Genomic DNA, 13500 nt, shown 5'->3' on the forward strand with positions numbered 1-13500 from the left:
ATATGGAACCGAATAACCGGAAGATATATTGGATACTGGCACTGCTTTCACTGGCCGGGTATAGCTGGGTGGGATATCATGTATTGATGCATGATCATGTCACGGTAACGGTGTGTATGTTTAAGAACATCACCGGTGTGCCGTGCCCTTCCTGCGGCATTACCCGGTCAGTACTTTCCCTGTTGCAAGGCGATCTTTACCATGCGGTGATGATCAATCCGCTGGGCATTCTGGCAGCACTTCTGCTAATTATTGTACCCTTATGGATGCTCACCGATGCTATAACATCACGCGTAACGCTCGTGCGGAATTTTCGAAGAGCGGAACACATGATACGTACGCAAAAAATCATTTACATCCCGCTGCTGTTGCTGATGGCAATCAACTGGGGATGGAACATTATTAAAGATATCTGATACTATGGCCGAAGTTGTTTCATTCGCCTACCAGCCGGATGATTATGAAAGCGAGAAGGCATCGAACAGTTACCTGATGTCGCTGATCGCAGTCATTGCCGGATTGCCGCTACCCATCATTAACCTGTTGGCTACCGGTTTTTTCTATCTGGCAAATCGTAAGGGAACATTCTTTGTTCGCTGGCATTGCACGCAGGCACTGCTCTCGCAGGCTACGGTGCTCTGCATGAACAGTGCCGGTTTCTACTGGACGCTCTCCATTATCTTCGGCGATAATACCGCTACCAACAACTATATAGCGTATATCATTACGATCGTGATTTTCAATGCTGCCGAATTTATAATGACAATCTATGCAGCCGTGAATACCCGCAAAGGTAAACATGTACACCTCTGGTTCTTTGGCCCGCTAACCGACCAAATCTGTAAATCGTGATGGACAAGATACTTACACAATTCGCGGTCATGCTGATCTCCTTCTTTGCTGTATGGTTTTTACTAAGCCGCATTGACTATTTGCAGGAAGGTGATGTGCAAAAGTTTGCCAAAGAAAGCGAGAAGAAATTGGGCGAGCTTATTCTCAAATCTATTAAAGCCACGAATGATGAAGTTGAGGACAAGCGCATCAAGGCTGCGCTCGACTCTATCAAGTCGCGCTTGTGCGAAGGTATGGACCTCGACTGCGATAAGATCAAGCTGCACATCATCCGGAGCAGCGATATTAATGCATTTGCATTACCCGATAACAACATGGTGATCTATACCGGCTTGCTCGATTATGCGGGGAATGCTGAAGAAGTTGCCGGTGTTATGGCGCACGAGATTGGCCACATGCAGAAGAATCATGTGATGAAAAAGCTGGTGAAAGAGATCGGCATGGAAATGCTCTTTACGATCGCGGGCGGTGATGCCGGGAATGATATAGCGCGCGAAACAGCCAAGGTACTTTCATCGTCTGCGTTTGATCGCAAGCAGGAACGTGAAGCCGATAAATTTGCCGTAGAATGCCTCGCCAAAACGAATATCGATCCGCAACCCCTCAGTAATTTATTCTTCCGATTGTCGCGCAAGGATGAGGTGCCGGAAGAGATGGCATGGATCAGCACTCATCCCGATTCGAAGGAACGTGCTGCAGAGATCATCAAGCTCAGGAAGGAATATACTTTTACACCCCGTGATATACTGCATACACCCTGGAAAGATGTGCAACGTTATCTTTCCAAAAAACAGGAAGATAGCGATGATAAATCTGACAAAGATGCTGAAGTGATTGATGAGGAAGAGATCGAAGTCAGCGCGGATACAACGGCCGCAGAGTAAATATAATATCAGCTTTTCTTCTTAGCCGTCTTCGCTACTTTCTTTGCTGCTTTTTTTGCCACCTTTTTGGCAGGCTTGGGTTTCTCTTCTATTTCAAACAATTCTCCGGTTTGCTTCACAAACTCCGGCTCAGGTATAGACAGGCCGCAATGCTTGTTGAGTTGCTGAATAAGATATTTGCTCAGCTCGGGTGAGTGAAGCTCTTCGTGCTGGTGCATGAAGAAATATACTCTTTCAATTCCCTGTGTCATCCATTGCTTGATACGCTGCACCCAATCGTCTACACGCGTATAGTCGGTGGGGTGGAGGCCGTTTCCTACAAAGCGTATAAAAGCTTCTGGTGTGGTGAGTCGCATGTGCACACAATCTCTGCGACCCGATGCATCGGTAATCACAGCACCTGCCTTATTTTTCTGAAGCATATTAAAGGCTGATTCAAACGCAGCGGCATCTTCAAACCACTGTGGGTGACGGAACTCTACAAACAACCTGATATCCTTGGGCAGTGATTGTATAAAAGCTTCGATGGTGTCTTGTGTTTTGGGTGCCATGCCCGGATGCGGCATCAGAAAGATAGGACCAAGGCTTTCTTTGAATCCGGATATACCTTCGAGAAACCGGTCTACCAGTTCCTGCACATCTTTTAATCTTCGGATGTGTGTGATCTGATCGGTAAACTTCGGGCAGAACTGAAAGTTATCACCTACTTTACTCTTCCAGCCTGCGGTTTGTGCAACGGTAGGCATACGGTAAAACGTGGCGTTCAATTCAATGCAGTTGAAATGCCGCGCGTAATGTGAGAGGAAGTCGGCTTCTTTCGTTCCCTTCGGGTATATCTTGCCAACCCAATCTTTGCGCCCCCACTTGGCACAGCCTACAAAAATCTCCGGTTTGGTTTTATTCCCCGTAGAAGCCAGCAGTTGTGTTGTTTCCTTTCGGTCGGGAGGAAGTTTAAAATCAACCTGCTCCAACTCATCAGAAGTGATCCGTCCAAATTCCATTATGAAAGATACGCCATCGGCCGGCAATGGCAAAATCAACTTTCGTGTATGCGGATTTCGCTGTCGTTAACGAAACCACTTCTTTACTACGTAGCCTTTCCACATCCAGAAGCCGGAGAGAATCACCAGTGGAAAGATTACCCAGCGCACCATCGTAGCCGCCTGTGGTATGGTAGATACCGGGCCATATATATAGCCCACGATGGGTATACTCGCCAGCATGTGAAACCACCGGATGATCTTTCGTTCAGTCGCTGCTTTCATACAGGTTATACTTTTAATGAAACATGAATGATCAGGCTTTCACCATTCCTTTTCTTATAAGTCGGAAAAATTGTTGTGTTTATTGTTCTGTGTTTTATGTTTAAGGTTCAAAGTTCAAAGTGGCCGGTTGGTAGTACCAAACTTGAACTTTAAAGTCTGAACCTAGAACATGGAACCTTAAACTTTAAACTTTATTTTTGAGCATGTTTACCGGAATTATAGAGACTGTAGCCGAGGTTGTTGCCATTCAGGATGAAGGGACAAACCGCCAATTCAAATTTACCAGTGCACTGAGTCATGAGCTGAAAGTAGATCAGAGCGTATCGCACGATGGCGTATGCCTTACGGTGGTAAAGCTGGAAGAGAATGCGCATTGGGTGGTGGCGGTACAGGAGACGTTGCAGAAATCGAATCTGGGTAATCTGAAAATTGGCAGTAAAGTAAATCTTGAGCGCTGCATGCTCAACAATGGTCGCTTTGATGGCCACATTGTGCAGGGCCATGTGGATCAGACCGGCGTAGTTACATCCATCCGGGAAGTAGGCGGAAGCTGGCTCTTTGATTTCAAATATGATGTTGCCGCCGGCAACGTAACGGTAGAGAAGGGATCGATCGCTGTAAACGGAGTGAGCCTTACCTGTTTTAATTCAACAGCCAATACATTTACCATAGCCATTATACCCTATACGTACGAGCACACCGGCTTCAACCAGTTTAAGGTTGGTGATGTGGTAAACCTTGAGTTCGATATCATAGGTAAATATGTAAAGCGCCTGCTGGGCGTAGCGCATCGTTAAGAGTATTATTGCACCGTCCTTAAGGATGGTGCGATCGATATTTATAGAATCTGTATAGTCGAAATACAATCCAGGCACAAATCGCTCCCACCAGGGCACCCGCCAGTACATCGCCCGGATAATGTACTCCCAGGTATATTCTTGAATAGGTTACCAGTATAGCCCATGCAAAGAGCAACCCAATCCATCGGTGTGTCGGGCGAAGCAATAAAAAGAAAAATGTAGCAATACCAAACGTGTTGGCTGCATGACTGGAAGCAAATCCATAAAGCCCGCCTTTGTAGAATTCTCCATTGCGTTGTTTCACCAGGTGTACCAGGTGCTGCAGCGCCGGTTCGTGTGACGGACGCAGGCGCAGAAAGTATGGCTTCATCAAACCACTGGTAATGCGATCGGTCAATACAATGGTGATGGCAATGCAGATCAGAATAATCCAGCTTTCCTTTTTATGCTCGCGAACGATGAGGTATAGCAAATAGGCATAGAGTGGAATCCAGGCAATCGTCTGGCTTATAAACATCATGAAGTAATCCAGCACGGGCGTATGGAAACCGTTCAACAGCAGAAATAGTTGTTGATCAAGCTCGCGTAGTGTCTCCATTGGTTATAATTTTCAATGCAATTTTTTCGTTCTCCGTTTCAATCCATTCCAGCGCATCTTCCATCGACAGAAAGAACTGTTGCCAGATGCCGAGTTTTACAAGTGTTTCATTAATGCTGCGAAGATAATCAAGGATGTGTGCATCGGTAGCATCCGGCCTTACAGCCGCAATGCGTGAGAGCCCGTTGCGTGCAGCTTCGGGCAGGATCTCGCTGAACATCCACAGCTGGTCATTTTTTTCAATGTGGCCCTGGTCAGACAGATCGGAAATGAAGTTCGGAGTGTTATATACTTTTACGAAGTCGAGGCACTTGCTGAAAACACTTCGATACTGATCGCTGGTAACCGGGCCGTGCCAGATAATACCTGTGGAGTTAATCTGGGCATCGAAGAATATCTCTGCATAGGGTTCCTGTAGCAATACCTGTCGTTGTATATCGACCGGACGCTTCAGATATATCGTAAATTTAGTAAAGCGGTTTATCTCGCTGTCAACCGTAATATAACCGCCCAGCGCTTCTACCTGTAACTTCACAAGATATAGTCCCAACCCTTTTCCTTCTGTATGAAAATGAAAACGTTTATACAGGCGGAAGAGACTGTCTTTGTGACGATTCAGATCTATACCCAGTCCGTTGTCGGTTACTTCCAGAATATAGTAATCGGCATTCTCGTTGATATTTACCTGTATCACCGGCTTCCGCTCGGTGGAGCGGTATTTGATGGCGTTGTTGATCAGGTTATACAGAATACTGTGCACCATCGGCTTTACGGAATATATATACTGATAGCTGAGGTTTGTAACAATCGATACCTCGTGCTGCAGTATATCTTTCTGCAGTGTTTTGGAAAGCTCTGCAAACTCCTGGGCAAGGTTTATCTTCTGGCGTATCTTGAATATATCATGACGGATGTCGATAATCTTGGTGAGGTCTTTAATGACTGTATCCAGCCGCTCGGAAGAAGCCTTAATGTGGTTGAGTACCTCAGCCTCGCGGGACGGTACACCGACAGGGATGAGGAGGTCAACCAATCCTAACAGGCTGGCTACCGGCCCGCGCAGGTTATGCGATACGGTATAAGAGAACTGCCGTAATTCGTTGTTGTGTTTAATCAGCTCCGAATTGGTTTCCGTCAGGTCTTTATTCTTTTGCAACAGTTCGGATGTAAGCGATTCATTCTGCGAAAGCAGCCGGTCTTTCTGCTCCTGTATCAGCAGGTAGGCATCCATCAGTTGTTCCTGGCTGGTGGTCAGTGCATCACTTTGTGCTTCGATCTCGGCATTCTTTTCCGTGAGCACTTCATTGGTGTCGTGGAGGGCGCTGATCAGCTCCAGGTTACGTTCTTCATTCCGCTCTGACGACCACTTTAAAAACGCCAGCGCACTCACCTGCAGAAAATAGGAGATAACGATAACGACATTGGCAAAATAATAAGTAGATGCCTTGAGCTTACCCTGCGAATAGCCAACACCAAAGAAGTGGTGCAATGGATCATAGCAGAGCAGTATAACTATACATGCCAGCGAACATAACAGCAGTGATCTCCGCTCTCGAATCGAGAATAATACCCAGGGAAACGAGCAGCTGCCCAGAATAACAAAGCGGAATGTGAAATAATCAAGCTCCTCTGGCGTGCTATAATATAGCCACTTGGAGTAGAGTGACAATGCGGTAATAATTACCGGTATAAACAAGCTGATAACGATGCGGCTGATGCAAATGAAACCACCACGATTCAACAAAATGGTACTGAAAGCCAGCAAGCCAATAACCGGTATAATGCCGGTAACAATGCTCCAGCCATACCACCACCAATACAGCGTAAACAACAGGAAACTGCAGCTGAGCAAGCTCATACCGATGGCGTTGGATATAGTAACGCCACGTTTCTCCGCTAACGTTTTGGTATACGACTGACCGGAAAAGATAATGGAATAAATAAATTTCATCCAATCGATGTAGGCTTCAAAGGTAAGCAATAAAGTTTTATATGAAGGGCATAAAGGGAGAGGCAATGTATCCCTTTGGTTGACATGCATCTTTGCGTTTACGCTTGAAAAATACTTTTAATAAAACGCACTAAAGCGTACCTTGGAGGGTAAATCATTGTCCGCTTTAGTCCTTAGTCTTTATGGAGAAATATGACCTTGTCGTGATCGGGGCAGGCCCTTCCGGTTATGCTGCTGCGATGCGAGCGTTGGATTTCAGGAAGAAAACACTTCTGATCGAGAAGAACCTCGTAGGAGGTGCTGGTGTCACCAACGGTGCATTGTCGTCCAAAACGTGGTGGGAGCTCTCACGCGAAACAGCATCTTTCCGCAAGAACCTGAAGCGGTTTAACCTGGAAGAACCAAGCATTAACTATAAAGAGATACAAACTGAAGTACATCGGGCGCTACAGGAACGCATGGGTATGCTGGAAGAGCACATGGAGCTGATGAAGGACTCACAGCATTCAGAATTGCTATCCTTTAAAAAAGGTACTGCCAGACTCATCACACAAAATCAAGTGGAGATCGAATACTCCAACCATGAGAAGGAAGTGGTGTGGGCCAATCATATTATACTGGCTACCGGCAGTCGCCCGCGCTATTTACCCGAACTGCCTATCGATGAGAAGATCGTTATGACCAGTGACGGTATAGAAGCGATGGAAGATTTCCCCGAGAGTATGGTAATTGTGGGAGCAGGGGTGATCGGATGCGAGTATGCTACTATCTTTTCGGGCTTCGGCAAAACCAAAGTACATCTTATTGACAAAGGCGATCGTATCCTTCCTTTTGAAGACGAAGACGTTGTGCGCGTGATCGAGCGCAACATGGAAAACAGCGGGGTGCTGATACACCGTAACTCCAGGTTGATTCGCATGGAGATAAAGCACGGCCGCGTTGAATATGAATTGGAATATGACGATAACAGCAAAGCGGTGTTCAATGTAGAAAAAGCGCTGGTAGCCGTAGGGCGTATTCCCAACTATGAGAATCTATGGGACGAAGCCGTTAACATCAGCATCAACAAGCGTGGTATTGAAGATAACGATACGCAGACGAACGTTTCCAATATATACGCGGTAGGGGATATCACAGCCGATATATCACTGGTAAATGTAGGAGAGCTGGAAGGGCGCTATGCCGTGGAAAAGATATTTGGCAGCCCAGATCATAAGCTGGTATATGAAAACATCAGTACGATCATGTTCCTGAATCCGGAAGTGGCTGGTGTTGGATTCAATGAAACGCAGGCACGCGAAAAAGGCATCGACTACAAAGTGGTAACGCTCGACTATAGCTGTATACCGCGTGCTATTGCGAAACGCAATACGCAGGGCTTTATAAAACTGCTGGTCACCAACGATGACCAGATGAAAATTTTAGGATTGAAAATTATAGGCAATCATGCTTCCAGTGCTATACAGGCGGTAGCCTTATTGATCTGGATGAATAAAGGTATAGAAGAGCTTGCGGAGTGTGTACATCCGCACCCATCCATCACCGAAGGTATACAGGAGTGCGTGCGTATGCTGCTGGGTAAATCTCTCTTCAAACCCGATGCCCTTCGCGGAAGACTCTCGTGTCGCACCAGCATGCGTGGTGTTTATGCAGACATTAAGTTTTGAAATATAGCTTCTAGCTACTGCACGAGGTAAATGTTAACTGTTAATCGTTATTAGGAAGAGTATATTAACGGTTACCCTAAACGATCTGTGCTATTCTGTGAATTCTGTGGGAACAAAATGCATTATTTCCCACAGAGCTCACAGAATAACACAGAAAAATCCATTAACGTAGCTGGCAGCCAGAGGCTTCTACTTCGCGTGTCTTTTCTTCAACACTTCCAATACATCGCTAAGCGAATATCCTTTTGCAGTGAGCAACACCAGGTAATGATATAGTAGATCAGAGGCTTCGCCGAGGAAGAGCTCTTTGTTATCGTCTTTCGCTTCGATCACCAGTTCTACGGCTTCTTCACCAACTTTCTGTGCTACTTTATTAATGCCAGAGTCCAGCAGCTTGTTGGTATAAGAACCTGCCTGTGGGTTAGTTTTGCGATCTTGTATAATAGCCTCCAATGAAGAAAGGCTCCACGCATCATTCTTCTCGTTGAAGCATGTATCTGCGCCGGTATGACAGGCCGGTCCCTTCGGATTTACTTTAACGAGCAGTGTATCCTTATCGCAGTCCAGCAGTATATCTACCAGTTCCAGGAAGTTGCCCGAAGTTTCGCCCTTCGTCCAAAGCCGTTGTTTACTGCGGCTGAAGAACGTGACGCGTTTGTCTTGTACAGTTTTGGTATAGGCTTCTTCGTTCATAAATCCCAGCATCAACACGCGCGAAGTGCGCGCATCCTGTACCACGCAAGGAACAAGACCATTAAGCTTTGAGAAATTTATAGCGAGATCTTTCATTTTTCGTTTTCGTATTAGGATCATAGATGCAACGTATTGCATGGATAAGATATAAATTTCTTATCACTGTCAATCCATTCTCACGTGAATTTGTTTTTGGTGCAGGTATGATTTCAGCTCCGGTATTTTAATCTCACCAAAGTGAAATATACTGGCCGCCAGGGCAGCATCTGCTTTGCCCAATGTAAATACATCTGTGAAGTGCTCCATGTTGCCCGCACCTCCGGAAGCAATGACCGGTATCTGCAATAACTCATGCAGCCTGGCCAGCGGGTCGTTCGCAAAACCGGCTTTCGTGCCATCGTGATCCATGCTGGTAAATAATATTTCGCCGGCACCGCGTTCCTGTCCTTCTTTGGCCCAGGAGAATAAATTTTTGTCAGTAGGATTTTTACCTCCGTGCGTATGTACAGTCCATGCGTTGTCGATTTTGCGTGCATCGATCGCCAGCACGATGCATTGAGCGCCAAAGGCACGCGACAGTTCATCGATCAGGTTCGGATTGCGGACCGCTGCAGAGTTTATGCTTACCTTGTCGGCACCGGCTTCCAGCAGTGGTGCTACATCGGCTACGCTACTGATGCCACCGCCTACCGTAAACGGTATATTGATGTGCCGCGCTATATCTTTTACAAGCGAAGCAAATGTTTTACGTTGTTCATTGGTAGCCGATATATCGAGGAACACCAGTTCATCTGCGCCCTGTTGTGCATAGGTGGCGCCCAGCTCTACCGGGTCGCCTGCATCGCGGATGTTTACGAAATTTATACCTTTTACCGTACGGCCATCTTTGATATCGAGGCACGGCACAATTCGTTTTGTCAGCAAGTGTATAGATCGTTTAAGTTTTCAGATCAAAGTGATACCAGTTCTTCCAGCCTGACGCGCCCTTCGTAGATTGCCTTCCCTACAATGACGCCATCTACACCAATGCGTTTCAGTTCCTGTAAATCTTCCAGGTTGCTCACGCCACCACTGGCTACAAGATGCAGCTGCGGAAAGCTTAGCAATAGTGTTTTATATAGCTCCATATTCGGCCCGGTAAGCATACCATCGGTGCTAATGTCTGTGCAGGTAACATACTCGATGCCGTGCTGAATATAGTCGCGGAGAAATGTTGTTATATTCAGCGATGAGTTTTCCTGCCAGCCGCTGATGGCAATTTTACCTTGCTTTACATCCGCACTGAGAATGATGGTGTCTGAACCAAAGGTGTCGATCCATTCAATTACCTTTTTCGGTTCCTTCACCGCAATGCTGCCCAGGTTTACCTGCTTCACACCACAATCGAAAAGCTTTCTGATCTCGTCATCGGTTTTTATGCCGCCACCAAAATCAACTATCAGGCCTGTGTTTTTTGTTATGCTTTCCACCACTTTCCAGTTTGTTACCTTGCCGGCTTTGGCTCCGTCAAGATCAACGAGGTGTACGTATTGCAGCCCCTGGTCTTCAAACGACCTGGCTACATCCAACGGGTTCTCGTTATATACTTTCTTCTGTGCATAGTCGCCTTGCGTGAGTCGTACACATTTACCGTCTATGATGTCGATGGCAGGAATAATTCTCATGGGATCGTGGATTGGTATATATACTCAAAATTTACAGGTTCAGAAAACTCTTCAGCACCAGTTCGCCGGCCCTGGCAGATTTCTCCGGGTGAAACTGCGCAGCATAAAAATTATCCCGATGCATAGCAGCGCTGAAAGGTGTTATATAGTCGGTAATCGCGGAAGTATATTGATTTACCGGCACATAGTAGCTGTGCACAAAATAAGCGTACTGATTTTCGGCAGCCTTGTCAATCCAGCTATTCGAAAGCGTTAACGTGTTCCAGCCCATGTGTGGTACTTTCATATCACCTAGCGGGATGAACTGTTTTACTTCTTCATCAAATATACCCAGGCAATTCGTATTATTTTCTTCCGAGTGCCTGCACATCAGTTGCATGCCGAGGCATATACCCAATACCGGTTGCTTCAGGTTTACGATCAGCTGGTCAAGTTTTTTATCATGGAGGTAGCCCATTGTGGTGCTGGCTTCTCCTACACCCGGAAACAAAACTTTATCAGCCTTTGTAATCTCTTCGGCATTATCGGTAATAGTGAAATCTACACCAAGCCGCTCCAGTGCAAAAGAGACTGACTGTATATTTCCGGCATTATACTTGATGATTGCGAGCTTCATGATTTGCGTTTCCGTTCTTATAAAATTCCCTTGGTACTGGGTAATTGATTTCCTTCTTTCTTCACTGCCATTTTGATCGCTTTCGCGAACGCTTTGAATATAGCTTCAATCTTGTGATGTTCGTTCGTGCCTTCTACTTTAATATTCAGATTACTCTTTGAAGTATCTGAGAAAGATTTAAAAAAATGATAGAACATCTCCGTAGGCATTTCACCGATCTTCTCGCGCTTGAACGCTGCATCCCAAACAATCCATGGCCTTCCGCCAAAGTCAATCGCTACTTGTGCCAGGCAATCATCCATTGGTAAGCAGAAACCGTAACGCTCAATGCCGCGCTTATCACCAAGCGCTTTAAGAAACGCTTCTCCCAGCGCGAGGGCTGTATCTTCAATAGTATGATGTTCATCGATGTGAAGATCGCCTTTTACTTTTATAGCGAGGTCTATATTTCCGTGCCGTGCCAGTTGATCCAGCATGTGATCGAAAAATCCCAGTCCCGTTTCAATCTGCGATTTGCCGCTGCCATCCAGGTCAATGGCTATAGCTATATCTGTTTCCTTGGTAGTACGCTTTACAGTTGCTTTGCGCGATGGCCTCGTGAGCAGCGTATAGATATCTTTCCATTGTGTAGTCACCAACGTGCAATGCGGTGCCAGTTCTTGTGCCGTTATTTTCTCCTGTAAGCTGCCGTTGTTCAGGAGTATACCTTTTGCCCCGAGGTTTTTTGCCAGCTCTATATCGGTAAGACGATCGCCAATCACAAACGAATTGGCGAGATCATATTCATCGCTGAAAAATTCGGTAAGCATTCCGATACCCGGTTTGCGCGTAGGCTTTTGCTCGCGTGCAAAGCTTCTGTCAATATATATTTTTGGAAAGCGAATGCCTTCATTCTCCAACGCCTTCAGCATCTTGTTCTGTGCAGGCCAGAATGTATCTTCCGGAAAGCTGCTTGTTCCCAAACCATCCTGGTTCGTAACCATTACCAACTCGAAGTCAGTTTCTGCGGCAATCTTTCCCAGCCACGTAAAAACTCCCGGATAATATTCCAGTTTCTCCAATGAGTCAATCTGTTCATCCGGTGGCTCCAGGATGAGCGTTCCATCGCGATCTATAAATAGTACTTTCTTCATATTTTTAATGGTTACCGGCTGCTGGCTGCAAGCTGCCGGAAGTGTGTGAGTGAGATTAGAGTTTTGGTATTCATTAATCGTTAATTGTTACCCGTTAATCGTTATCAGGAAGAGTCTATTAACGGTTAACCTGTCACGATCTGTGATTTCTGTGAGTTCTGTGGGAAATAAATGCATTTTTGTTCCCGCTGACCTCACAGAATTACACAGATAACTAATAACGATTAACCTGTAACTATTAACCCTCCTACATTTCCTCCAATGCCTTCAACAACCGATCATTCTCCTCGGGAGTTCCTACGGTGATGCGAAGGCAATTATAGCACAAGGTTACACGCGAGCGGTCGCGGATAATGATCTTGTGATCGAGTAAATATTGATAGGTAGCAGGTGCGTCTTTTACGCGCACCAGTATAAAGTTACTGTCAGAAGGATATACCTGATCTGTGATCGGTAAATTTTCAAATGCTTTTGCAAGCTTGATGCGCTGCCTGATAATTTCCTTTACCCATTCTTCCACTACCTGTACTTTCTCCAGTGCATCCAGCGCCAGCTCCTGCGTGCGGATGTTGACGTTGTAAGGATACTTGATCTTGTTAAGTATATTGATAATATCTTCCGATGCAAAGCACATGCCCAGCCGCAGGCCGGCAAGTCCCCATGCTTTAGAGAAGGTTTGCAGCACGACAAGGTTTGGGTACTTGGCCAGGTCTTCTACAAAACTCCTGCTCTTCGCAAAATCTATATAGGCTTCATCAATCACCACCAAACCATAAAAACGTTTCAATACTTCCAGTATCTTATCGCGATCCAGCAGGTTGCCGGTAGGATTATTCGGGCTGCACAGGAATATAATTTTGGTAGTAGCATCGAACGTACGTGGAAATGCATCCAGGTCTATATCGAAATCAGGTGTGAGCAGTACGCGCTGTACATTTACCGCATTTACCTCTGCACATACTGAATACATGCCATAGGTCGGCTCGGTGATGAGTATAGAATCCTGGTTCGGTTCGCAGAATGCACGTATCAGCAAGTCGATTGCTTCATCGCTGCCATTACCGAGAAATATATTTTTAGGATCAACATGCTTGATTGCTGCAAGCTCTTTCTTTACCTGCCACTGCAGCGGATCAGGATACCGGTTGTAGGGAGAAGGGTAGGGATTCTCGTTGGCATCCAGGTATATTTCGGCTTCGCCTTTAAATTCATCCCGCGCAGATGAATAGGGTTTCATCGTCAGGATGTTTCTTCGTACGAGGGTATTTATGTCGGGAAATGATTTCTTCTTAGCCATTTTATGTGTTGAGGTGTTGGAGTTTTGAAGTGTGTAAGTGTTTAGGTGCGTAGGTGTGCGTGTTGTTGGTAGTGAACTTT

15 protein-coding genes are annotated in these 13500 nt (G+C 45.9%); 5 read left to right on the forward strand and 10 right to left on the reverse strand.

The features are described 5' to 3' along the window. The 3 genes from V7Q33_RS15015 to V7Q33_RS15025 form a co-directional block, all read left to right on the forward strand. Positions 1-416, forward strand: a 416-nt coding sequence (locus V7Q33_RS15015; protein ID WP_333820353.1) for a DUF2752 domain-containing protein, incomplete at its 5' end; no start/stop codon positions are given. Between the two features lie 4 nt (positions 417-420). After that, positions 421-852 (forward strand): hypothetical protein, encoded by a 432-nt coding sequence (locus V7Q33_RS15020; RefSeq protein ID WP_331978641.1) that lies wholly within the window; start codon positions 421-423, stop codon positions 850-852. Then, positions 852-1736 carry a M48 family metallopeptidase gene (locus tag V7Q33_RS15025; protein WP_333820354.1) on the forward strand — a complete coding sequence of 295 codons (885 nt, stop codon included), beginning with the start codon at positions 852-854 and terminating at the stop codon, positions 1734-1736. The genes V7Q33_RS15020 and V7Q33_RS15025 overlap by 1 nt, the downstream gene beginning before the upstream one ends. A gap of 8 nt (positions 1737-1744) precedes the next feature. Here V7Q33_RS15025 and V7Q33_RS15030 read toward each other — a convergent pair whose 3' ends face one another. Both V7Q33_RS15030 and V7Q33_RS15035 read right to left on the reverse strand, forming a co-directional pair. Next, positions 1745-2737, reverse strand: a complete 993-nt coding sequence (locus V7Q33_RS15030) for a DUF72 domain-containing protein (RefSeq protein WP_331978637.1) — start codon at positions 2735-2737, stop codon at positions 1745-1747. 66 nt (positions 2738-2803) lie between these two features. Continuing rightward, positions 2804-3001 (reverse strand): hypothetical protein, encoded by a 198-nt coding sequence (locus tag V7Q33_RS15035; protein WP_331978635.1) that lies wholly within the window; start codon positions 2999-3001, stop codon positions 2804-2806. A 203-nt stretch (positions 3002-3204) separates the two neighbouring features. Here V7Q33_RS15035 and V7Q33_RS15040 point away from each other — a divergent pair, with 203 nt between their 5' ends. Then, the gene (locus V7Q33_RS15040; protein WP_333820355.1) at positions 3205-3798 is read left to right on the forward strand and encodes a riboflavin synthase; all 594 of its coding nucleotides are present in this window, start codon (positions 3205-3207) and stop codon (positions 3796-3798) included. 19 nt (positions 3799-3817) lie between these two features. Here V7Q33_RS15040 and V7Q33_RS15045 read toward each other — a convergent pair whose 3' ends face one another. Both V7Q33_RS15045 and V7Q33_RS15050 read right to left on the reverse strand, forming a co-directional pair. After that, positions 3818-4399, reverse strand: a complete 582-nt coding sequence (locus tag V7Q33_RS15045; RefSeq protein ID WP_333820356.1) for a phosphatase PAP2 family protein — start codon at positions 4397-4399, stop codon at positions 3818-3820. Next, entirely contained in the window at positions 4377-6350 is a 1974-nt protein-coding gene (locus tag V7Q33_RS15050; RefSeq protein ID WP_333820357.1) for an ATP-binding protein, read from the reverse strand. The genes V7Q33_RS15045 and V7Q33_RS15050 overlap by 23 nt, the downstream gene beginning before the upstream one ends. A 182-nt stretch (positions 6351-6532) precedes the next feature. Here V7Q33_RS15050 and V7Q33_RS15055 point away from each other — a divergent pair, with 182 nt between their 5' ends. Continuing rightward, positions 6533-8017, forward strand: coding sequence for a dihydrolipoyl dehydrogenase family protein (locus V7Q33_RS15055; RefSeq protein ID WP_333820358.1), 1485 nt, complete (start codon positions 6533-6535; stop codon positions 8015-8017). Positions 8018-8206: 189 nt separating this feature from the next. On the opposite strand, the gene hisIE is transcribed toward V7Q33_RS15055, so the two are convergent. From hisIE to hisC, 6 genes are all read right to left on the reverse strand, one after another. Further along, entirely contained in the window at positions 8207-8806 is a 600-nt protein-coding gene (gene hisIE, locus V7Q33_RS15060) for a bifunctional phosphoribosyl-AMP cyclohydrolase/phosphoribosyl-ATP diphosphatase HisIE (RefSeq protein ID WP_331978651.1), read from the reverse strand. Positions 8807-8875: 69 nt separating this feature from the next. After that, positions 8876-9634: an imidazole glycerol phosphate synthase subunit HisF gene (gene hisF, locus V7Q33_RS15065; protein WP_331978625.1), complete on the reverse strand. Its 759-nt coding sequence runs from the start codon at positions 9632-9634 to the stop codon at positions 8876-8878. 26 nt (positions 9635-9660) lie between these two features. Further along, positions 9661-10374 carry a 1-(5-phosphoribosyl)-5-[(5-phosphoribosylamino)methylideneamino]imidazole-4-carboxamide isomerase gene (gene hisA / locus V7Q33_RS15070; protein WP_333820359.1) on the reverse strand — a complete coding sequence of 238 codons (714 nt, stop codon included), beginning with the start codon at positions 10372-10374 and terminating at the stop codon, positions 9661-9663. Between the two features lie 31 nt (positions 10375-10405). Beyond that, entirely contained in the window at positions 10406-10990 is a 585-nt protein-coding gene (hisH, locus tag V7Q33_RS15075; RefSeq protein WP_331978622.1) for an imidazole glycerol phosphate synthase subunit HisH, read from the reverse strand. A gap of 17 nt (positions 10991-11007) precedes the next feature. After that, positions 11008-12123 carry a bifunctional histidinol-phosphatase/imidazoleglycerol-phosphate dehydratase HisB gene (hisB, locus tag V7Q33_RS15080; RefSeq protein WP_331978620.1) on the reverse strand — a complete coding sequence of 372 codons (1116 nt, stop codon included), beginning with the start codon at positions 12121-12123 and terminating at the stop codon, positions 11008-11010. Positions 12124-12370: 247 nt separating this feature from the next. Continuing rightward, positions 12371-13420, reverse strand: a complete 1050-nt coding sequence (hisC, locus tag V7Q33_RS15085; protein WP_331978618.1) for a histidinol-phosphate transaminase — start codon at positions 13418-13420, stop codon at positions 12371-12373. Between the last annotated feature and the right edge of the window lie 80 nt (positions 13421-13500).

This window comes from Ohtaekwangia sp., assembly GCF_036786105.1.
Lineage (GTDB): Bacteria > Bacteroidota > Bacteroidia > Cytophagales > Cyclobacteriaceae > Ohtaekwangia.